Annotated in this window: 18 protein-coding genes; 4 read left to right on the top strand and 14 right to left on the bottom strand. The window is 64.7% G+C overall.

The features are described 5' to 3' along the window. Positions 1 to 47: 47 nt before the first annotated feature. The 4 genes from STHERM_RS08980 to STHERM_RS08995 all read right to left on the bottom strand — a co-directional run bounded on the left by STHERM_RS08980 (position 48) and on the right by STHERM_RS08995 (position 4,300). A complete protein-coding gene (locus STHERM_RS08980) occupies positions 48 to 1,073 on the bottom strand; it encodes a histone deacetylase (protein ID WP_013314576.1) in 1,026 nt (341 codons plus the stop codon). Beyond that, a complete protein-coding gene (locus STHERM_RS08985; RefSeq protein WP_013314577.1) occupies positions 1,060 to 1,494 on the bottom strand; it encodes a secondary thiamine-phosphate synthase enzyme YjbQ in 435 nt (144 codons plus the stop codon). Before STHERM_RS08985 ends, STHERM_RS08980 begins: the two co-directional genes overlap by 14 nt. 79 nt (positions 1,495 to 1,573) lie before the next feature. Next, complete coding sequence (locus tag STHERM_RS08990; protein WP_013314578.1) at positions 1,574 to 2,458, bottom strand: ROK family protein; 885 nt, start codon at positions 2,456 to 2,458, stop codon at positions 1,574 to 1,576. A gap of 75 nt (positions 2,459 to 2,533) precedes the next feature. Then, on the bottom strand, positions 2,534 to 4,300 hold the full coding sequence (locus tag STHERM_RS08995) for a M24 family metallopeptidase (protein WP_013314579.1): 1,767 nt from the start codon (positions 4,298 to 4,300) through the stop codon (positions 2,534 to 2,536). Positions 4,301 to 4,470: 170 nt separating this feature from the next. On the opposite strand from STHERM_RS08995, the gene STHERM_RS09000 reads away from it, so the two are divergent. After that, positions 4,471 to 6,939 carry a GH36-type glycosyl hydrolase domain-containing protein gene (locus STHERM_RS09000; protein ID WP_013314580.1) on the top strand — a complete coding sequence of 823 codons (2,469 nt, stop codon included), beginning with the start codon at positions 4,471 to 4,473 and terminating at the stop codon, positions 6,937 to 6,939. 84 nt (positions 6,940 to 7,023) lie between these two features. On the opposite strand, the gene STHERM_RS09005 is transcribed toward STHERM_RS09000, so the two are convergent. Together STHERM_RS09005 and STHERM_RS09010 are read right to left on the bottom strand one after the other, a co-directional pair. Then, positions 7,024 to 7,389 (bottom strand): cyclophilin-like fold protein, encoded by a 366-nt coding sequence (locus STHERM_RS09005; protein WP_013314581.1) that lies wholly within the window; start codon positions 7,387 to 7,389, stop codon positions 7,024 to 7,026. After that, positions 7,346 to 8,629: a M28 family metallopeptidase gene (locus tag STHERM_RS09010; RefSeq protein WP_013314582.1), complete on the bottom strand. Its 1,284-nt coding sequence runs from the start codon at positions 8,627 to 8,629 to the stop codon at positions 7,346 to 7,348. The genes STHERM_RS09005 and STHERM_RS09010 overlap by 44 nt, the downstream gene beginning before the upstream one ends. Before the next feature lie 57 nt (positions 8,630 to 8,686). On the opposite strand from STHERM_RS09010, the gene STHERM_RS09015 reads away from it, so the two are divergent. Next, positions 8,687 to 9,325 (top strand): TetR/AcrR family transcriptional regulator, encoded by a 639-nt coding sequence (locus tag STHERM_RS09015; RefSeq protein WP_237223256.1) that lies wholly within the window; start codon positions 8,687 to 8,689, stop codon positions 9,323 to 9,325. Here STHERM_RS09015 and STHERM_RS09020 read toward each other — a convergent pair. After that, entirely contained in the window at positions 9,307 to 10,146 is an 840-nt protein-coding gene (locus tag STHERM_RS09020; RefSeq protein ID WP_013314584.1) for an SDR family NAD(P)-dependent oxidoreductase, read from the bottom strand. The genes STHERM_RS09015 and STHERM_RS09020 overlap by 19 nt on opposite strands. Before the next feature lie 134 nt (positions 10,147 to 10,280). Between STHERM_RS09020 and STHERM_RS09025 the strand changes: the two genes are divergently transcribed. Then, positions 10,281 to 11,150, top strand: a complete 870-nt coding sequence (locus STHERM_RS09025; protein ID WP_013314585.1) for an SDR family NAD(P)-dependent oxidoreductase — start codon at positions 10,281 to 10,283, stop codon at positions 11,148 to 11,150. A gap of 36 nt (positions 11,151 to 11,186) precedes the next feature. Here the strand turns inward: STHERM_RS09025 and STHERM_RS09030 are convergent, their stop codons facing one another. The 7 genes from STHERM_RS09030 to STHERM_RS09060 all read right to left on the bottom strand — a co-directional run bounded on the left by STHERM_RS09030 (position 11,187) and on the right by STHERM_RS09060 (position 18,541). Beyond that, positions 11,187 to 11,624: an FMN-binding protein gene (locus STHERM_RS09030; protein ID WP_013314586.1), complete on the bottom strand. Its 438-nt coding sequence runs from the start codon at positions 11,622 to 11,624 to the stop codon at positions 11,187 to 11,189. After that, entirely contained in the window at positions 11,611 to 12,300 is a 690-nt protein-coding gene (locus STHERM_RS09035; protein ID WP_013314587.1) for an ABC transporter ATP-binding protein, read from the bottom strand. The genes STHERM_RS09030 and STHERM_RS09035 overlap by 14 nt, the downstream gene beginning before the upstream one ends. A gap of 17 nt (positions 12,301 to 12,317) precedes the next feature. After that, positions 12,318 to 13,481: an ABC transporter permease gene (locus tag STHERM_RS09040; RefSeq protein WP_013314588.1), complete on the bottom strand. Its 1,164-nt coding sequence runs from the start codon at positions 13,479 to 13,481 to the stop codon at positions 12,318 to 12,320. Next, positions 13,468 to 14,745 carry an ABC transporter permease gene (locus tag STHERM_RS09045; RefSeq protein WP_013314589.1) on the bottom strand — a complete coding sequence of 426 codons (1,278 nt, stop codon included), beginning with the start codon at positions 14,743 to 14,745 and terminating at the stop codon, positions 13,468 to 13,470. The genes STHERM_RS09040 and STHERM_RS09045 overlap by 14 nt, the downstream gene beginning before the upstream one ends. 32 nt (positions 14,746 to 14,777) lie before the next feature. Further along, the gene (locus STHERM_RS12690; protein WP_013314590.1) at positions 14,778 to 15,986 is read right to left on the bottom strand and encodes a Fe-S-containing protein; all 1,209 of its coding nucleotides are present in this window, start codon (positions 15,984 to 15,986) and stop codon (positions 14,778 to 14,780) included. A gap of 92 nt (positions 15,987 to 16,078) precedes the next feature. After that, entirely contained in the window at positions 16,079 to 16,597 is a 519-nt protein-coding gene (locus STHERM_RS09055) for an iron transporter (RefSeq protein ID WP_013314591.1), read from the bottom strand. Then, positions 16,598 to 18,541 carry an FTR1 family iron permease gene (locus tag STHERM_RS09060; protein ID WP_013314592.1) on the bottom strand — a complete coding sequence of 648 codons (1,944 nt, stop codon included), beginning with the start codon at positions 18,539 to 18,541 and terminating at the stop codon, positions 16,598 to 16,600. Between the two features lie 178 nt (positions 18,542 to 18,719). On the opposite strand from STHERM_RS09060, the gene STHERM_RS09065 reads away from it, so the two are divergent. Continuing rightward, positions 18,720 to 19,739, top strand: coding sequence for a Gfo/Idh/MocA family protein (locus STHERM_RS09065; RefSeq protein WP_013314593.1), 1,020 nt, complete (start codon positions 18,720 to 18,722; stop codon positions 19,737 to 19,739). Positions 19,740 to 19,770: the final 31 nt, after the last annotated feature.

Consider the following 19,770-nt stretch of genomic DNA (forward strand, 5'->3'; position numbering starts at 1 on the left):
GGTATACTCCTATCATAGGCAATAGAGAAAAAAGAGTCAATATTTTCTTAGCAATTGACGTTACCCTCGCCTTGAAAGACCCACCTCAGAAACCGGGCGAAGGGCTCCCAGGCGTGAGGGCCGTAGCCGCCGGCCATGAGAAAGGCGGCAGGCACCTCCCGCGCGCGCATGAACTCCCACAGGAGCAGGTCCCGCTCGAAGAGGGCCTCGAGCGAGAGCGAGAGCTCGGCCGCGGAGGGGAGCTCGTCCTTTTCATAGGGATCGGCGCCCCAGACCACCACCGCGAGGTCGGGGTGGGGAAGGTGCTCCTCGAGGCGGGTAAGCCCCTCTCCGAGCAGCTCGTGGTAGCGGGCTTCCTCGCCCCGCGCTACCGGGATCTCGACCGTGCTGGGGATGTGGGAGGGGTGAGGTCGTCCATCGGGAAGGGTCGAGGGAAGCGAGAGGGGCCAGCCGGCCGCCATGTGGATGCTCAAGGTGGCGATCGAGGGATCATCCTTGGTGAGGGCTGCGGTTCCGTCCCCCTTGTGCACATCCACGTCCACCACCCAGGCGCGCCGGATACGCCCCTCGGCCATCAGTCGTCGGAGGGCGATCACCACGTCGTTGATCACGCAGAAGCCGTGGCCAAAGCCCGCGTGGGCATGGTGGTAGCCGCCCGCACAGGAGAAGGCATGGCCTGCCCGGAGGGCCCGGAGACAGGCGAGGTAGGTGCAGGTGGCGCCCAGGAGCACCCGGGTGAGGAGCTCCGAGAGGGGACGGCTCGCGCGTTCGGGGGCGTAGCGCACGTACCCGCCCCTCTCGTCCACGAGCTCATAGGCCTCGAGGAGCCGCCGCTCGAGTCCGGAAGAGAAGAGGTCCTCCACATAGGAGGGCTCGTGGACCCTGAGCAGATCCTCTCTGGTGATGAGGGGTTCCTCCACCACCTGCACGAGCCGCGAGGTATCCACCCCTGCCTCCCGGAGGGAGGCGAGGACACGGCTCGTCCTGTCGTCCGCAATGGGGATGAGGATACCGAACTCCTCGAACGAGACCTCGAGCGCGGGGCGGAAGATGAGGGCCTCAGTCCTCGGCATGGGGAGTCTCCAACGGAAGCACGGTCACGACCACCCGACGCTCGGCCCGAGGCCCGTCGAACTCGCAGAGGAAGATGTTCTGCCAGGTGGAAAGCCCGAGCCGGCCGTCGATGACCGGAATGGTCTCAGACGGTCCCACGAGCCCCGACTTGAGGTGGGCATCGCCGTTCCCATCCTGCCTGTCGTGGCGCCACACCCCTCGGGGGATGAGCCTTCGAAGCAGGTCGAGGGCATCCTCCTGTACCGAATCATCCCAGTTTTCCTGGATCATGATCCCCGCCGTGGCGCCCTGCACGTAGACGTTGCACAATCCGCTGCGCACCCCACTCCGGGCCACCACCTCCTCCACCTCCCTCGTAATATCCACCAGCTCCTCCCGCCTGTGGGTGGAAAGCCGGATCACCGACTGCAGTCCTCTCATCGTGTGCACCTCCATACTTCCCCTCCGTGCTTCTTTAAAAAGAAGGAGCACACCCGGGACGGTGCCGCAGGGGAGCCCTCTACGGCGCCGTCCGCGCCGCGAGGACCAGCGCCCCCACGATCCCCGCCCGCTGCCCCAGGCCGGGCGGCACCAGGTAGTCCTCCACCTGCTCGGTGATCGCAGGATGCCCCACGTACCCGGCCAGGAGCCGGAGGAGCTCGGAGCGCACCAGGGGGAAGAGATGCCCCTGCTGCATCACCCCTCCCCCGAGGATGACCCGCTCGGGAGAGACCGCAAGGACCAGGTTCATCACCCCCTGTGCGAGGTAGAAGGCCTCCATCCTCCAGGCCTCATGCTCGGGCGGGATCTCCTCCCCCCTCATCCCCCACCGCTCGGCGAGGGCAGGGCCGGAGGCCATCCCCTCGAGGCAGTCGCCGTGGAACGGGCACCGGCCTCCGTACGTATCATCGGGGTGACGGCGCACGAGCACGTGCCCCGCCTCGGGATGCACCAGGCCGTGGACCGGCCTGCCATCCACCACCACCCCTGCCCCGATCCCGGTCCCCACCGTGAGGTAGACCACGTTCGCGAGCCCCTGCGCCGCCCCATAGGAGCACTCGCCCAAGGCGGCCGCGTTCACATCGGTGTCAAACCCCACCGGCACCCCCAGCTCCTCCTGGAAGACCCCCGCCACCCCCGTGTCCCGCCATCCCGGTTTGGGCGTGGTGGTGATGAACCCCCAGGAGGGAGACCCCTCTCCCACGTCCACCGGCCCGAAGCACCCTATCCCCAGGGCCGCAAGCCGGCCGTGCCGGGCCTCCATCTCCCTGAAGAACGAGAGGGCCCGGCCGATCGTCTCCTCCGGGGTGGTGGTGGGGAACCGGACCTCCTCGAGGATACAATCGGGCGAGGAGGCCACGGCACAGACCCATTTGGTTCCCCCTGCCTCTATGCCTCCGAGCATGTCTCACTCCTTCACATGATTGTGTGCACTACTACGTCCCCCAGCATACCACGCACACGATCCCCATTCCATCCCTCACAGGGGCCGACACCGATCCTCGAGCCAACGCGCATCCTCCCCATCCAGCGCATCCCCGAGCACCTCCCGCACCATCCGGTGGTAGCCCTCGAGCCAGGCGAGCTCCTCATGGGTGAGCAGGTCCTTCACGATGAGGGCCCGCTCGAAGGGGAAGAGCGTGAGCGGCCTGAACCCCAGGAACCTCCCGAACTCGTTCTGCTCCCGCTCCTCCACCCACACCAGGTTTTCCAACCTGATCCCCCACTTCCCCGTCCGATACACCCCCGGCTCCACCGAGAGGATCATCCCCTCCTCGAGGGGAAAGGGAGCACCATCGGGCCTGAACGAGACGGGCCCCTCGTGGACGCAGAGCACATGCCCCACCCCGTGTCCCGTCCCATGCCCGTACCCGAGCCCGTGACGGGCGAGGACCCCACGGGCCACCGCATCCAGGTGAAGGCCGGACAGCCCTGCAGGAAAGGCGAGGGAGGCGAGGGCGATGTGGGCCTTGAGGACCAGGGTGTAGTCCCGGCACTGCGCCTCGGTAGGGGTCCCCTTGCAGAAGACCCGCGTGATGTCGGTGGACCCCCACCGGTAGTGCGCCCCGCTGTCCACCAGGAGGAGCCCCTCCCCCTCCACCCGCGCCGGCGCCATCCGCGCAGGGTTGTAGTGCACCACCGCCCCGTTGGGCCCGAACCCGACGATGGGGGCGAAGCTCTCACAGATGAACCCCTCCTCCCTCCGCCGCTCCTCCCCGAGCCGCGCCGCCAACTCCCGCTCCGTGTACACCCTCCCCCGCTCCCACTCCCCCTCAAGCCACCGCACGAACCGCACGAGCGCCCTCCCATCCCGCACCATCGCCCCCTCAAACCCCTCCCGCTCCGCCCGCCCCTTCCGCACCTTCATCCGCACCACCGGCGAGACCCCCTCCACCACCTCCCCCTGCACCCAATCCCACACTGCCGCCGGCACCCGCTCCGGATCCAGCCACACCCTCCGCCACAGCCCCCGCACCGCCTCCTCCACCTCCTCGTACCCCCTCACCCCCCACCCATCCCGCTTCAGCACCTCCCTCACCCCCTCCCCCACCGCACCCTCCCGCAAAAACACCCACGCCTCCTCCCTCCCCACCACCGCATACCCCAACGCCACCGGATTGTACGCCACATCCCCCCCGCGGATATTGCACACCCAGCCCACCTCGTCGAGCCCTACGAGCACCACCCAGTCCACCCCCTCCCGCTCCATCTCCTCACGGACCCGTGCGAGCTTCTCCCCCCTCCCCATCCCCGCCCTCGCCTCAGGCACCACCCATACCGGTCCGGCGGGCAGCCCGGGCCGCCCCCCCCACACCCGCCCCACCAGATCCACGCTCCTCACCCTCACCCCCGCATCCCCGCACACCCACCGCAGCCTGTCCACCACCCTCTTCGGCCACACCCTGCCATCGAACCCCACCACCCCTCCCTCCCGCACCTCCCGCGCCACCCACTCACCCCACCACGGCACCCCCGCAGACCCCTCACGGAACAACTCGATCCCCGTACCCTCGAGCACCGCCTCCGCCTCGAGGAAGTACCGGCTGTCGGTCCACAGCCCCGCCCGATCCTGCGTCACCACCAGCACCCCCGCCGACCCCTCGAACCCCGAGAGATACGAGCGCGCCCTCCAGTGGTCGGGCGGGTACTCGCTCAGGTGGGGATCCGCATCGTGCACCACGTACGCCGAGACCCCCTCCTCGCGCATCACCTCACGCAGCCGGGCAAGCCGCTCTCTCACCTCCATACACACCTCCTATTCCCCTATCGGCACACCTCCCCACACGCTCCAGCTCTCTCTGTCCCTCGTTTTTTTGCACGCGCATTTATAAACCTCTTTTCACACTTGACAGCACGGAAATTTTCCTCTATCGTGTTGGTTGACGTGTGAAATAAACTCAATGGAGCGAGGCGCACATGAAATTCGGACACTTCGACGACGTACGGAAGGAGTACGTCATCACCTCTCCCCAGACCCCCTATCCCTGGATCAACTACCTCGGCCAGGAGGCCTTCTTTTCCCTTGTCTCCAACTTTGCAGGCGGCTACTCGTTCTACCGAGACGCCCGTTTCCGGAGGATCACCCGCTACCGGTACAACAACATCCCCACCGACGAGGGATCCCGCTTCTTCTACGTGAAGGACGGAGCGACCATCTGGTCGCCCGCATGGAAACCGGCCCGCACCCCCCTCGATCGGTACGAGTGCCGTCACGGCATGGGCTACACCATCATCACCGGCGAGAAGGACGGGGTAGAGGTCCGCATCAGGTTCTTCGTGCCCCGAGGCGTGCACGCAGAGCTCCAGGATGTGGTCATCACCAACAAAGGACACCGGCCCAAAGACCTCACCTTCTACGCGGGCCTCGAGTGGTGCCTCTGGAACGCCCTCGACGACTTCACCAACTTCCAGCGCAACTTCTCCACCGGCGAGGTCGAGATCGCCGACTCGGTCATCTACCACAAGACCGAGTACCGCGAGCGGCGCAACCACTACGCCTTCTACGCGAGCACCACACCCCACAGCGGCTTCGACTCCGACAGGGAGACCTTCTTCGGCCTCTACAACGGGTTTCAGGACCCCGGGGCCGTGCTCGAAGGAACCACCTACCAGTCCGTCGCCGACGGGTGGGCACCCATCGCAGTACACCGCTTCGACCTCCATCTCGAGCCGGGCGAATCGCGGTCCCTCACCCTCATCCTCGGCTACGTCGAGAACCCCGACGAAGAGAAGTGGGAGGCGCCCGGCATCATCAACAAGAAACCCGCCCGCGCCGTCATCGACCGCTTCTCCAGCCCCGATGAGGTGGAACGGGCCTTCACCGACCTCGAGGCCTACTGGGACGACCTCCTCGGTCGGTTCGTCCTCACCCACAAAGAAGAGAAGCTCATGCGCCAAGTGAACATCTGGAACCAGTACCAGTGCATCGTCACCTACCACATGGCCCGGAGCGCCTCGTACTTCGAATCCGGCATCGGCCGCGGCATCGGCTTCAGGGATACCAACCAGGACATCCTCGGCTCCATGCACCAGATACCTGAGCTCGCCAAGCAGCGCATTCTCGACGTGGCCGCCACCCAGATGGAGGACGGCGGGTGCTACCACCAGTACCAGCCCCTCACCAAGCGCGGGAACAACGACATAGGCGGCGACTTCAACGACGACCCCCTGTGGCTCATCCTCTCCACCGCAGCCTACATCAAGGAGACGGGAGACTGGAGCATCCTCGACGAGCAGGTCCCCTTCGACCACGACCCCGCCAAGGCCGCCCCGCTCCTCGAACACCTCCGTCGCTCCTTCTACCACGTGGTGAACAACCTGGGCCCCCACGGCCTTCCCCTCATCGGCCGCGCCGACTGGAACGACTGCCTCAACCTCAACTGCTTCTCCACCAACCCGGACGAGTCCTTCCAGACCGCCGACAACAAGAAGGGCCGGACCGCCGAATCGGTCTTCATCGCAGGCCTGTTCGTGTTTGCAGGGAGGGACTACGTGGAGATCTGTCGGAGGAAGGGGCTCGAGGAGGAGGCACGGGAGGCCGAACGCCATATCGATGAGATGATCGAGGCCGTGGAGGAGCACGGGTGGGACGGCGAGTGGTACCTCAGGGCCTACGACTACTACGGCCGAAAGGTAGGGAGCAAGGAGTGCGAGGAGGGCAAGATCTTCATCGAGCCCCAGGGCATGTGCGGTATGGCGGAGATCGGCAAGGACAAGGGCTATCCCCTCAAGGCCCTCGATGCGGTGAAGAAGCACCTCGACACTCCGTACGGCATCGTCCTCCAACAGCCGGCCTACAGCGGGTACTACATCGAACTCGGTGAGATCTCCAGCTATCCCCCCGGCTACAAGGAGAACGCGGGCATCTTCTGCCACAACAACCCATGGGTGATGATCGCCGAGGCGCGCGCGGGCCGCGGCTCACGGGCATGGGAGTACTACCGGAAGATCGCACCCGCCTACCTGGAGGACATAAGCGAGATCCACCGCACCGAGCCCTATGTCTACGCCCAGATGATCGCAGGCAAGGACGCCCGTAGACACGGCGAGGCGAAGAACTCCTGGCTCACGGGCACCGCGGCCTGGAACTTCGTGGCCATAAGCCAGTGGATCCTCGGAATACGGCCTGAGTTCGACGGCCTGGTGATCGACCCCTGCATCCCCGCAGAGTGGGACGGCTACACCGTGAAGCGGATCTACCGCGGGGCGACCTACGAGATCACCGTGGAGAACCCCTCACACGTAGAGAAGGGCGTGGCCCGCCTCTTTATCGACGGGAGGGAAGTCCCCGTGAACGAGCACCGAGGTCCCACCGAGACAGGGGTCATCCTTCCCCTCGCGCCGGAGGGTACCACAGTGAAGGTGAGAGCCGTACTCGGCTCATAGCAACCTCCTCAAGCAAGGGGGCGGGAACGACCCGCCCCCTTCTCTATGGTGAGCCTCCGGGGAGGCTCCACTCACAGGCCGGCATCACTCCACTCGCTCCACGCGCACCACCGGCCACTTCACGCGGTCGAAGCCAGCCAGGTCAGAGGTGATCCTCCCGAAGACCTCCACCTCGCTCGCAGGACGTATCTCGCCGGGTCCGCTTATGGGGGTGGGCCCCCAGAAGATGCAGAACGAGGGACCGCCGGGCCAGTAGGCGAGATCCCCGGGCTGCACGAGCTCCTGCGGCCGTTCCAGCGACCTCCTCAGGGCGATGGGGAAGTAGATCTCGCTCCCCCAGAAGGCCCCCCTCCCCTCGACGGGGAGGAGCGCAGCGATCGCCTTTCCCAGAGGGGTATCGAAGAGCTCAGCCTCGAACACCTCCTCGTCTATCACGAGTCGCACCTTCATCGCGTCCTCCTTTCGGCACGGTTTCCCCTTCCTTATAGACGGCATACCCCTCCTCATCAAGCCTTCGGAGGCCCACGAGGAGCACCCTCATGAGGTCCCTCACCGCCTCATCCTCCACCGCAGGGGGCAGGTCGGCCATGGTGTGGTAGACGAGCCTCCGCCGTATCATCCGGTTCGCGATCCCTATGAACGAGACCGCAGGGATCCCCGCTCGGGCAAAGGAGGCCGCATCCGTGCCCCCTCCCCCAAAGGTCATCCGCCGCACAGGGAGCCCCACCCCTTCCTCCTCGGCCCACCTGGCCACCGCGGAGGCGAGCTCCCCGGAGAGGGGGAGGAGCCCGTTGATATCGGAGACGAGGATCTGCAGGTCCTCCCTCCGGTAGATGCTGTCGATGTTGAGGACCACCGCGGCCTTCCCCCGGAGCTCATCCCGGTGCCGTCGTACAAAGGCCGCCGAACCCCGAAGGCCCGACTCCTCGGCGTCGAAGCTCACGAGGCGGAGCGTGAGGTACTGTGGTGGCCTTCGGGCATAGAGCCGGGCGAGCTCCACCAGCATGGCACAGGCGACGAGGTTGTCGCCCGCCCCCGGCACCCCGTGCCGGAAGACGAAGGTCGCACGCTGGAAGAGGAAGGGTATACCCAGGACGAAGAAGACGACCCATCCGGGGCCGAGGGTCCACCACCCGAGCCCCACGCCCAGGGCACAGAGCGCCGCCCCAAGGGTGAAGGCCTCGCCTCCGAGGACCTTGAGGGGGTAGAGGACCTGCCTCCGCTTGAGGTAAGGGAGCTCGCGGGCTGCATCGTGGTGCGCGCACACGTAGACCACCAGGTGCTCCTCCTTCGCCGCAGGGATCTCGGCGATCACGTTCCTGCACACCTTACGGGGGAAGAGCCTGTCCACCACAGGGAGGAAGAGGACGAACTCGCCGAGGTCCATGGCGAGAGCCGCGAGAAAGCAGGGCCCCGCGGCAAGCGACCAGCCATAGGCCAGGAACACCACCCCCACCGCATAGAGGAGGAAGACGTACACATGGTAGCCCATGAAGGCGTCCGGACTGCAGACGAACGACTCCCTCCAGGCCTTCACCCCCGCCCGGCGGAAGGCCTCCTCGATCGCCTCTCCTGCCTCCTCGCACCCCGGCGTGCCGGGAAGCCGCGCGGGAAACCTGCGTATCCACTCCTCGAGCAGGGCCTTGATCCGCTTCACCTCGATGTGATCGGGTACCACACGTGGAGCCATACCGCCTCCTTTTCCCGTTGACAGGCGTATCCGCCCCGTGTCAATATAAACATAAGTTTGAAACACAGGAGCGTAAAGGTGGAAACCCCCTCGACCCAGGAACGAATCCTCCTCGCCACGATCGAATGCGTCGAAGAGTACGGACTTCCCCACGTCACCACGAGGAAGATCGCGGAGAAAGCGGGGGTGAACGTCGCTGCCATCAACTACTATTTTCGTTCAAAGGAGAGGCTTCTGGAAGAGGCCATGCGGGTCACCATACGGAACTCGTTCGAGGATGCGCGCACTGTCCTTCAGGAGGATGAACGTCCGGCCGGGGAGCGACTGAGACGGGTGATGGAAGAGCTCTTCGAGGGGGGGTTCCGCTTCCCCAGGATCACGCAGGCCCATCTCTACACCCTCTTCACGGAAGGCAGGTTCGCCTACCCCTTCCAGGAGGAGGGCATGCGCGCCTTCTTCCAGGCCCTCATCGATACCCTCGCCCAGACGGCCCCTCACGTACGCGAGGAGAAGAGGCGTCACCTCGCGGCCGTCCTCGCGAGCGCGGTCTTCATGCCCTTCGTGCTCCCTCCGGTCTTCGAGCTCATACTCGGGAAACCCATAGACGAAGAGGTCCGCAAGGAGTACTTGGAGACGGTCTTCGAGCTCCTCACCCGGGCAGACCTCATTCGGGACGATCACTCCCGGGAGGGATGAGGGATCCGTCTCCTCCATGAGCAGCGGGCGGGGTGGAACATGCGGTGTGCCACGTACCGCCATCGTATCCCCGTGACCGCGGCGACGAGTTCCTTCGGAACCACCGAGGAGATCTTCACCAGGAAGCGGTTGAACCAGCCCGGTATGATGAGCGCCTTTCCCTTGAAGAGTGCCTCGAGGGCATAGGATGCCACCCTGTGAGGAGGAAAGCTCGAGAGCCGACCGGCAAGCCCCTGGGCGCGTACCTCCTCGATCGAGCGCGCGTTCGTGAGCACCCCCCCGGGACACAACACCCCCACGGTGATCCCCTTTGTCTTGAGTTCCTCCCTCAAGGCCAAGGTGAAGTGGAGCACATAGCTCTTGGAGGAGGCATACACGCCGAAGAACGGCATGGGGAAGAATCCCGCGAGGGACGCCACATTGAGGAGGAACGAAGGACGCCCCCTCTCCAGAAAGGGTACCACCAGGTGAGAGAGGGCGCTCGTGGCCTCCACGTTGAGCCGGAGCATGACCTCCCACTCCTCCACATCCCACACATCGAAGGGACCCGGATGCCCATACCCTGCGTTGTTCACCGCCACGCTGAGATGTCCATACCGGGAGAGGATGCGCCGTATACGTGCGCGCGTCTCCGAGCAGGTGATGTCCCCCTCCAGTGCGTCCACATCGATGCCGTACCGTCTCCTGAGCGAGTCGGCAACCTGCGGGAGCCTTTCACCCGGAAGCGATACGAGGAGGAGATCGAACCCTCGCTTTGCGAGTTCCTCGGCAAAGGCCCGCCCCAATCCCCTGCTCGCACCCGTCACCAAGGCATAGGCCATAGCACCCTCCGATCAATGATTTAAAACATCTGTTTAAGAGTGTAGTCCGAACATTCGTTTTGGTCAAGTGTTTCAATTGACTTTTTTATTCAACTGTTTTATCCTGATCGGGAACACACGCGACAGGAGGCGGTATGGACGCTCGCTACGCACTCGTCACAGGAGCCACAGGCGGAATAGGCCGCCACCTCGTCTGGGAACTCCTCGAAAGGGGGTGGACCGTGGCGGGCACGGCGAGAAACCGGACACGAAGCACGGAACTCATCGCGTGGCTCGAGAGCCAGGGGGTCGAGACCTCACGCCTCACCATGTACGAGGTGGATCTCGCCTCCCAGGAGGCGATCCGCCGGTGGGCCGGGGAATTCTCCCCACCCTCCCTCGACCTTCTCATCCACAACGCCGGGATCTACACCTCGAAAAAGATGCTCTCACCCGAGGGGATAGAGCTCCAGTTCGCGGTGAACCACCTCGCGCCATTCCTCATCACCCACCTCCTCCTCCCGCTCCTCGCGAGATCCCACCAGGACGGCCGGATCCTGGTGGTGAGCTCCGGCTCCCATGCCCAGGGCCGCATCCACTGGCGGAACCTCAACCTCACCTTTTATCACGGGCTGGTCGCCTACGGGCAATCAAAGCTCGCGAACGTCCTCTTCGTCTACGAGCTCGAACGGCGTCTCAGGGCGCAAGACCTCCCCATCACCGCATGTGCGATGGATCCGGGCCTGGTCGACACCGATATGGGCTTCAAACACACATCTCCGATCTCACGGCTCGTGTGGTACTTCAGGCGCAAGAAAGGGGTGAGCCCGGAGTTCTCTGCCCGGTCCATCGTAAAGGTAGGATGCGAGATCCCTTTCGAAGAGATCGGGGGGAAGTACTGGAAGTTCGGGAGGCCTCTCCCCTCCTCCCGCAGGTCGTACCGGGAGGAGGATGCCCGCCGTCTCTGGGAGATCTCGGAACGCCTCACCGGAATCGGCTCATTCTTCGAGCCCACCGCCTCGTGAGCCCCCGACGCCCATACGGGGGTCAATGCGGTCTGATTACTCGGAGGCGCCTCCCCGCGCCTCCTCCAGCGCCCTCACCAGCGCCTCCCGGAAGGCATCCGAGGTCCTCGTAGCCCCGCTCACCGCATCCAGACTGAGCTCGCTCCCTGCCTTGAGCACGAGCCCCTCCAGCTCCTCCACCACCTCGCCCCATTCCCTTCCGCTCAGACGCATCATCTCCCGGTTCTGCGCTTCATCGCCCGTCTTCGAACGACCGGTGCGGGGGTCCCGCTCGTCGTACTCCACCGCCGCGATCCGTCCACCTCTCACCTCCAGCACCATATAGGGCACATAGCCGTACACCCTGCGATCGGAGAGCACCACCTCGTACCGGCCGTCCGCGAGGCCCGAGAGCACGATGCGCTCCGGGCCACACCCCGCGGCCGTGAGAAGCAGCACCCCCACCACTGCGGACAAGGCCCTACGGACGCGCATCCACCACCTCCTCCACAAAGGGATTCACGGGCGATATCCTGCCGTGGTTGAGGTACACGATGCGGTCCGCCTCCTTCGCCAGATTGGGGTTGTGGGTCACCATGATGATGGTCCGCCCCTCCCGTTTGAGCGCGCGGAAGAGGTCGAGCACGATCCCCTCGTTCCTCTCGTCGAGGTTCCCGGTGGGCTCGTCCGCGAGGAGGAGCGCAGGCTCGTTGACCAGTGCACGGGCGATGCAGACCCGCTGCTTCTCGCCTCCGGAGAGCTGGGACGGCCTGTGGGAGAGGCGCTCACCGAGCCCCACCTTCCTCAACACCGCCTCCGCTTCCCTCCGATCGGCCATACTGTGATAGTACTGGGCGACCATCACGTTCTCCAGGGCGGTGAGGTAGGGCACCAGATGGAACTGCTGGAACACCAACCCTATCTTCTCCCTCCGAAGCACGGCCCGTTCGTGTTCCGAGAGGCTGGCGGTCTTGCTCCCATCGAGGATGTACTCCCCCGAGGTGGGGGTGTCGAGGAGGGCGAGTATGTTGAGAAGCGTGGTCTTTCCTGCACCGGAGGGCCCCATGATCGCGAGCCACTCCCCTTCCTCCACCCGGAGGGAGAGCCGGTCGAGGGCATCGATCGACCCGTACGATCGGGTGATATCCTTGAGCTCCAGAACGCAACGCATGTCTCACCTCCTCATGTCTACTCGTTCTTGAGGATGCGGGCCGGGTCGATTCGGCCCGCGATCCAGAGGGCGGGAAAGGCGGCCACGAGGGCCACCAGACCGGTGAGCACCAGGGTCGAGGGGAGTATCACCGCCTCGAGATCGATCCACGTGCCGAACACCGAACGTCCTATCCACTGGGCGATCCCCCACCCCAGCACCACCCCCACGAGGGCACCAGAAGACGAGAGCACCAGGAGTTCCGCGACGAACCTCCTCACCACATGGGAGAGCTCGGCCCCTATGGCCCGCATGAGGGCGATCTCGTACCGGCGCTCCGAGATCACCGCGATGAGGGTGGTCATCACACAGATGACCACGATGAGCATCATCACCGCCGCCACCACCACGAAGAGGCCGCGGACCTTCTCGAGCACCGCACCCTCGGACCGGGCGATCTGCAGGACGGGTTTCACCTGCACGTCGGAGAATCGCTCCTGGATCCGTCCGAGATGGGACTCGAGGTCCACCGCGTGGGTATCCACGCTCAGGGCAGCGAGATCCACGCCCTCGGCCCGGTCGAGCACGGCCCTCGCCACCTCGATGTTCACGAAGAGCTGAAGCTCCTCTTCCCCGCCCGTCTCGACGATCCCCTTCACACGCATGCGCCATCGTGTTGCCCGGTCCCCGCCGTAGAGGACGACCTCATCCCCCACCTCGAGCTCCATCGCCTCGGCGAGACGAGAGCCCACCATGACGTTCCGGTCGTCGAAGGGCACACCGATCCAGGAGCCCTCGACCTGCCAGTAGGGGAAGACCTTCCTCATGTCGGGGAATCTTCCACCCGCGAGCATCGCCTCGCCCAGATCGAGACGCACCTTGCCGTACAGGAGCGGGCTCCACCCCACCAGGGCCTCCCCGGGAAACGAGGAGACGACCTCTCCCACGCGATCCTCCGGGACCTCGGTCATCCCCTCTGCAGGGACGATGAGGACGTTCGCCCCGAAGTTCCTCAGTTCGCGGCTCATCTTCTCGGGAACGTCGAGCGTCACGAGAGAGACGGCGGAGAAGACCGCGGCTCCCACCACCAGGGAGAGGAGGATCACGCCGGTCCTGTTGCGCTGGTTGACGAGGGCCTTGACGACGAACCCGGCGAAGACCGCGAGGTTCCGCCCCCATCTGTTCGCCCTACTTCGAACCATGGAGGACCTCCGCAGGACGTATCCGCTCTATCATCCGCGAGGGGAACCAGGTCCCGAAGAGCGAGCAGAAGAGGGAGGTGAGGAGCACGAGGGGGATGGCAACAGGTCTGAACCCCACCCCTCTTCCGAAGAGCTGCAGGGAGAGTACTCCGCTCATCCCGTACCCGAGTGCCCAGCCCATGGCCCCTCCCAGGAGGCCGATGACCCCCGCCTCCACGTAGAACTGGGAGAGGATGAGGAAGCGTGGTGCGCCCAGGGCCTTCATCAATCCGATCTCCCGCGACCGCTCGAGCACCACGGTGGTCATGATGGAGGAGATTCCGAGGGCCGCCGCGATGGTGGCCACGATGGTGATCACCCCGAGGAAGAACTGTACCTTGGTCATGATCTCGCCCTGGCCGGCCGCCACCTGCCAGACGGGCGAGACCCGGGCATTCGGAATCGCCTCCTCCAGTTGGTATGCGATGGCCCCCACGTAGGCCGTGCAGTACCAGAGATCCCACTCCCTGTCGGTGAGCGAGCCGGGATCCCGCCGCGCCCGCCTCGCAAGGGCATCCTCCGGCGTGGTGAGGGCCGCCACCCGCACGTAGGAGACCTTTCCCTCGAGGCCTGCATGTCGCTGCACAAAGGAGAGCGGAGCGAGTATCACCTCGTCCTCCTCCCCTCCCGATGCCAGGATGCCCGTGACCAGGAGGGATCCACCATCCTCCAGTGTGAGGACCTCCCCAGGCCGGACCCCGAGCCGACGCGCGAGGGACGTCCCGACCAGCACCTCCACCATCTCCGCCTCGTCCTCCGGAAACCTCCCTTCCACCTCCCAGAAGCGGTAGAGGGTCTTCACCCCTGTGGAGAAGGTACGGCCACCCGGGACCGGTATCGACCTGTAGAAGTAGGTGCCGACCAGGGGCACCGAAGCCCCGTTCGACAGGGCGGCCGTACTCTCGAGGAAGGGGGCGAAGGCGGTGATGTTGTGCCGCCAGAAGATACTCTTGATCTTCGGGAGGTCGGACTCTTCGAGGAATGCCACATCCTCAAACGGATTGTATGCCACGCTCCCTATCCTGAGACCCGTGGAGCGCGTACGGGGGGTGACGAGCAGATTCGCCCCATAGGAGGAGAGCTCCCTCGCCATCTTGTCCCCGATGTCCATCGTGAGATTGAGGAGCAACGAGACGAGCGCCGAGGCGAAGAGCATCGTCACGCCTGCGAGCACCTTCTTGCCGGGATCCCTCAAGAAGGATCCCGCGATGATCCGTCCTTGCATACGGCCTCCATGCGACGTGTGTCGCTTCACTCTCAGAACGACTCCTCCTGGAGGAAGTACACCGCTGCGTTCTCCAGGACATCGCCTCCTATCATCACCATATCCCTGGTGACGGTGTAGTCGATGGGAATCGGATTACATCCCCCCGGCTCACCTATGGTGGGGATGAACATCTTCACCCCGCAGGCCACGCAGATCACGTCCTCACCCTCCTGGACGTATCCGGCATCACCGCAGAGCATGCAGGCATCGAGCACGGCGACGGGATCCATCCCAGAAGGGTCTCGGTTTATCACGAAGAAACGCACAGCCGTGCCTTCCGTCGAGAGGAACGCGTAGCGGTGGAGATTTCCATCCGAGACCTCCTCGAGAGGGATCTCCACCGAACCCGAAGCCGGGGAGAGGGCGACCTCCTCCGCGGCAGAGAGACGCGGGGCCCTTCCTCCCCATATGTCCTGGAAGAGCAGGGGAAAGGCCACCATGAGGACGACCACCACCCCGGCGGCCGTCCGCCTCCGGTGCCTCCTCGCGGCTGCACACCTCTTCCTCCGCTCCGGGCCCGTCTCCTCCGGCTCCGCCGCCGCGTGCCGCGGCCGGTGCACGAGTGCGACATACCCCACCATCACCGCACAGACCGCGAGGAAGAGGTACCCCGAAAGGGGTGCGTATCGTGTGGTCCGGGCGGAGAAACCGACCAGGCCGCGGGAGGGGGGGAGCACGTCCGACCTCACGAGTTCGAGCACCACCTCACCGGCCAGGACGATTTCCAGCACCAGGAGCCCTCCTCCCACGAGCAGGGAAGAGAGAAGCCCCGGCACCGATCCCTTGAGGAGGCGCAGATAGTGATGGAAGAGGAGCAGGAGGAGTACGCTCCCTGCGATGAGGAGCATCCTCGCCACGAACTCGCTGTTGAGAAGACTCACCACGGTCACCGGATGATCGGTGAAATACTCCCAGAGCACGAGCCCTGTCCACAACCCCAGGCCCCATACGGACACCGCCTTCACCCGGGAGAAGAATACAGGGAGCGAGGCCATGGTGAACACGAGCACACCCAACCTGAACCACCGATAGAGCCCCAGATCCACGGCGAGCGGCGCGGACAACCAGACGAGGAGCAACAGAAACATGGGAACACGAACCGGGGACCCCCCTGAGCGCCGGCCCCACCCCTCTTCCTGCAGGGAAACGATCACGACGAGGGGAAGCGACGTCCTGAGGATCGCACTCACCACATCCATACCCGAGCCTCCGGAGAGAGGGAGGGTTCGCCCGGGACGGCCCGGGCGAACCCTCCTTTGTTATGCTGAAAAGGCGATCATGGCCTCACGCCTTACTCGATGGGGACGTACGTGAACTCCCAGCTCAGGGTGAATGGTTCGAACCAACGCCCCACGCCGGTATCGGCATCGGTGTGCCGGAGGAACCCCTGCGAGGAGGGATTCTCGATACGATAGACGAGCCTATAGGTACCGGGCCCCATCATGCGGATGTTGTTCCCGTAGTGGGGACCGTCGGCTGCCACCATGGGCATGAACACACCGGTCTGCCGCTCACCCGTATCGAGGTTGATGAGCTCGAACGAGATCTTCAGATAGGGGATCCACTCCCCTATGGCGAACCCGTTCGGGTTCCCCTCGACGGCACGAACGTCGGCCTCGAGGTGGATGTCCGAGAGCGACGCAGGCAGGCCGCTCCCCCTCGGCTCCATGTCCACGGGTTTGAGGTACACCGCAGCGACCTCCATTCCGTTGATCCTCTGCGGTTCGCCGATGGGATATTCGACGAATTGTGCGAACATTACCCCAACGGAAGCCGTCATGAGAAACAGTGCGAGGATGAACCTCTTCATCTATGACTCCTTTCTCCCGGATGTGTCCGGGTGGGTTTCTTCGGGTCGCACCACGACCCGTGTGCGCCGGTGCACGATGAAGACCACCGCCGCCACTCCCGCCGCCACCAGAAGCAACGCCTGAGGCAGCAGCGTCTGCCAGTAGGGATAGATCCCGAGGAAGGGTACGGAGAGCCCCGGGACGAGGACCCGAGGTTCCACCACGCCGGCCTCGATGAGCTCCATCACCCCTTTTCCCGCAAAGACGAACGCCATGTAGTAGAGGAACGAGCCCGTCACCGCGAAGAAGGGCCCCAAGGGGAGCCTCATGGCCCCTTCCTTGAGCAGGTAGAACACCACCCCCAAGGCGAGGATACCCACGAGGAACCCGGCCAGTATCATGAAGAAATGGGAGGTGGTGCCGGCGTCCACGGCAAGGGCCTGGTAGAAGAGTACCGTCTCGGCCCCCTCGCGGTACACGGCGAGGAACGCGGTGAACCAGAGGGCGCGCACCGAATTCTCGGAGAGCGCGACCTGCAGCTTGCTCCTGAGGTACCTCATCCACGCCTCACTCTCCACCTTGGAGAGGAGCCAGTAGCTCACCCCCACCAACACCACGGCGGCGAGGAGCATGGTCACGCCCTCCAGGACCTCGCGGGCCGCCCCGGAAACCCGGAAGACCCAGGAGAAGACGACCGCGGTCACCACACTGAGGACCAGGGCCGAGAGGGAGGCATGATAGATCGTCCGGATCCTGTCCGTATTGCCACTCCGTGTGAGGAACGCCACGAGTGCCATGATGATGAGGATGGCCTCCACCCCCTCCCGGAGGATGATCAGGAGCGAGTACACGAAGAAGCTCCACGATCCTCCCCCATCCCCCCGGAGGGCACCCGCGGCCTCATCAAGGAGCGAGACGAGCTTCCTCCCGTACGCTTCCGCTTCGGGGTCACCCTCCTTGAGCGCGGACGCAAGGGCCGTGAAAGCCCCCTCTATCTCCAGCTTACGATCAGGATCACGCACCCCGAGCGCAGTCTCCATACCCGAGGCCTCGAAGTGATCGAAATAGGAGTTCTGGATCACGCGCGCGGCGTCCACGCCCCTGCCCGTCCTGGCGAGAGAGAGGGCCTCTTCCACCGCCGCGCTCACCTGGCCCACCACGACACCCCAGTCCGCCTCGGGGATCTCCTCTCCCTGCACGGTCTTCGGGGACATCCCCGCCCCCTCGGGCACCTCGAGCCCCACGATCTCATCCCGGAGCGCCGAGACCAGACGGGCCGCCGCATCCTCGGCGAGGAAGAGGGAGCCGCTCTCCCTCATGTGCTTCGCCACATCGCTGAAGGCGGCCTCGTAGGCATAGTTCACACTCTGGGACCGCTGGGTCCGGATGGCGATCTCGAGACCGGTGTTCTTGTAGCCGGCGAAGAGCGTCTGCCGTACCCGCTCCACGGCACCGTCCACGTCCCCTGAGGCGAACATATCCAGCGCCCCACGCAACTCCCCCTCTATGAAGTCCACGGTGGCCACCCACTCGGGCGGCGCCTCCCCCTTCGCAGTCTCCTCTTCACCGGCCTCGGCGACCAGCACGTGTCCGGCCTCCACCACCGGGAGTATCTCCTGGAGGCGGGCCAGAAGGAGATCGATCTTCCGGCGCACCTCGTCCCGATCGGCTCCCTCCGAGATGAGCGTCCGGATATCGGCGAACAGCCCCTCCAACTCCACGTTCACCTGCATGCCCAGGTTGATGCGGATGGGGCCTTCGAGATTCTCGAAGACCTCGAAGTACGCATCCTGCACTGCATTCCGCGCGTCCTCCGCCTCCCCCCCCAGGTAAGAGGCATACGCTCCCTCGAGGAGACCTTCGATATCCGCTACCATGTCCCGATAGGCGAGGGAGTCCTGAGCCCCGAGAAAAAGCACGGCAAGGAAGAACGCTGCAACCGCGACAGAAACCGTGTGACGCATCGAATCTCCTTTACGGCATGATATTTATATAAAAATCATTGTTTTTACCTCAAAACAGTAGCGCACATCGATATTCCTGTCAATATAAGTCAGGAATTTTCCTTCAGTTTTCCCTCCCCCTCACCCGACCCTTGACCTTCACCCCTCTTCCGTTCCACCCTGAGGGGAGGAGGCGTATATGCACATGGAACACGACGAGTTTCAACCCGTCCGGTGGGGCGTGCTGGGCGTGTCGGGCCACTACAGGCTCCGCGTCCACAATCCCATGGACGATCTTGAAAACGAGGGGGTGGTGGAACGCATCGCCATCGCCTCGAGGGAGCTCGAACGGGCAAAGGAAGCGGCCCGGCAGCTGGGATTCAGGAAGGCCTACGGATCCTACGAGGACCTGCTCGCCGATCCGGAGGTGGAGGCGGTCTACATCCCCCTTCCCAACACCATGCACGCAGAGTACGTGAAGAAGGCTGCCGATGCGGGCAAGCACATCCTCTGCGAAAAGCCCTTCACCATGTCCGCGAAGGAGACCGAGGAGGCCATCCAGTACGCACTGGAGAAGGAGGTGCTCGTCATGGAGGCCTTCATGTACCGGCTCCACCCCCAGTGGCAGCACGCAAAGAGACTGGTCTCGGCAGGTGAGATCGGGGAGGTCCAGAACATCCACGTGTTCTTCTCCTACCACAACCCCGATCCCTCCAACATCCGCAACCGCAAGGAACTGGGCGGGGGCGCCATCCCCGACATAGGGTGCTATGCGGTCTCCTCCAGCAGGTTCCTCATGGGGAGGGAGCCGGAGCGGGTCGTGGCCCTCGTCCGGCGTGACCCTGAGCTGGAGGTGGACACCCTCTCCTCCGGGATCCTCGACTTCGGCGGGCCGCGGGCCCTCTTCACGGTGGGGACCCGCACCTTCCCCCGGCAAGAGGTCCAGGTCTACGGCTCGCGGGGGTATCTGTCCATCGAGATCCCGTTCAACATGTACCCGGACGTGCCGGCAAAGCTCACGGTCCAGACGAGCGTGGGTACGAGGGTGGTGGAGACCGAGGCCATCGACCAGTACGGCCTCGAGTTCACAGCCTTCTCCCTCGCCGTGAGGGGTGAGATGCCCCTCCCCATTCCGCCCGAGGACGCCATCGCCAACCAGAAGGTGCTCGATGCCCTCTTCCGCTCCGAGGAGAGCGGGACGTGGGAGAAGGTCACCTGAGGGATCGGAAGGGCGTCGTCGTCCCAAAGCA

Origin of the sequence: Spirochaeta thermophila DSM 6192 (assembly GCF_000147075.1) — a bacterium.
Classification (GTDB): Bacteria; Spirochaetota; Spirochaetia; order Winmispirales; family Winmispiraceae; genus Winmispira; species Winmispira thermophila_A.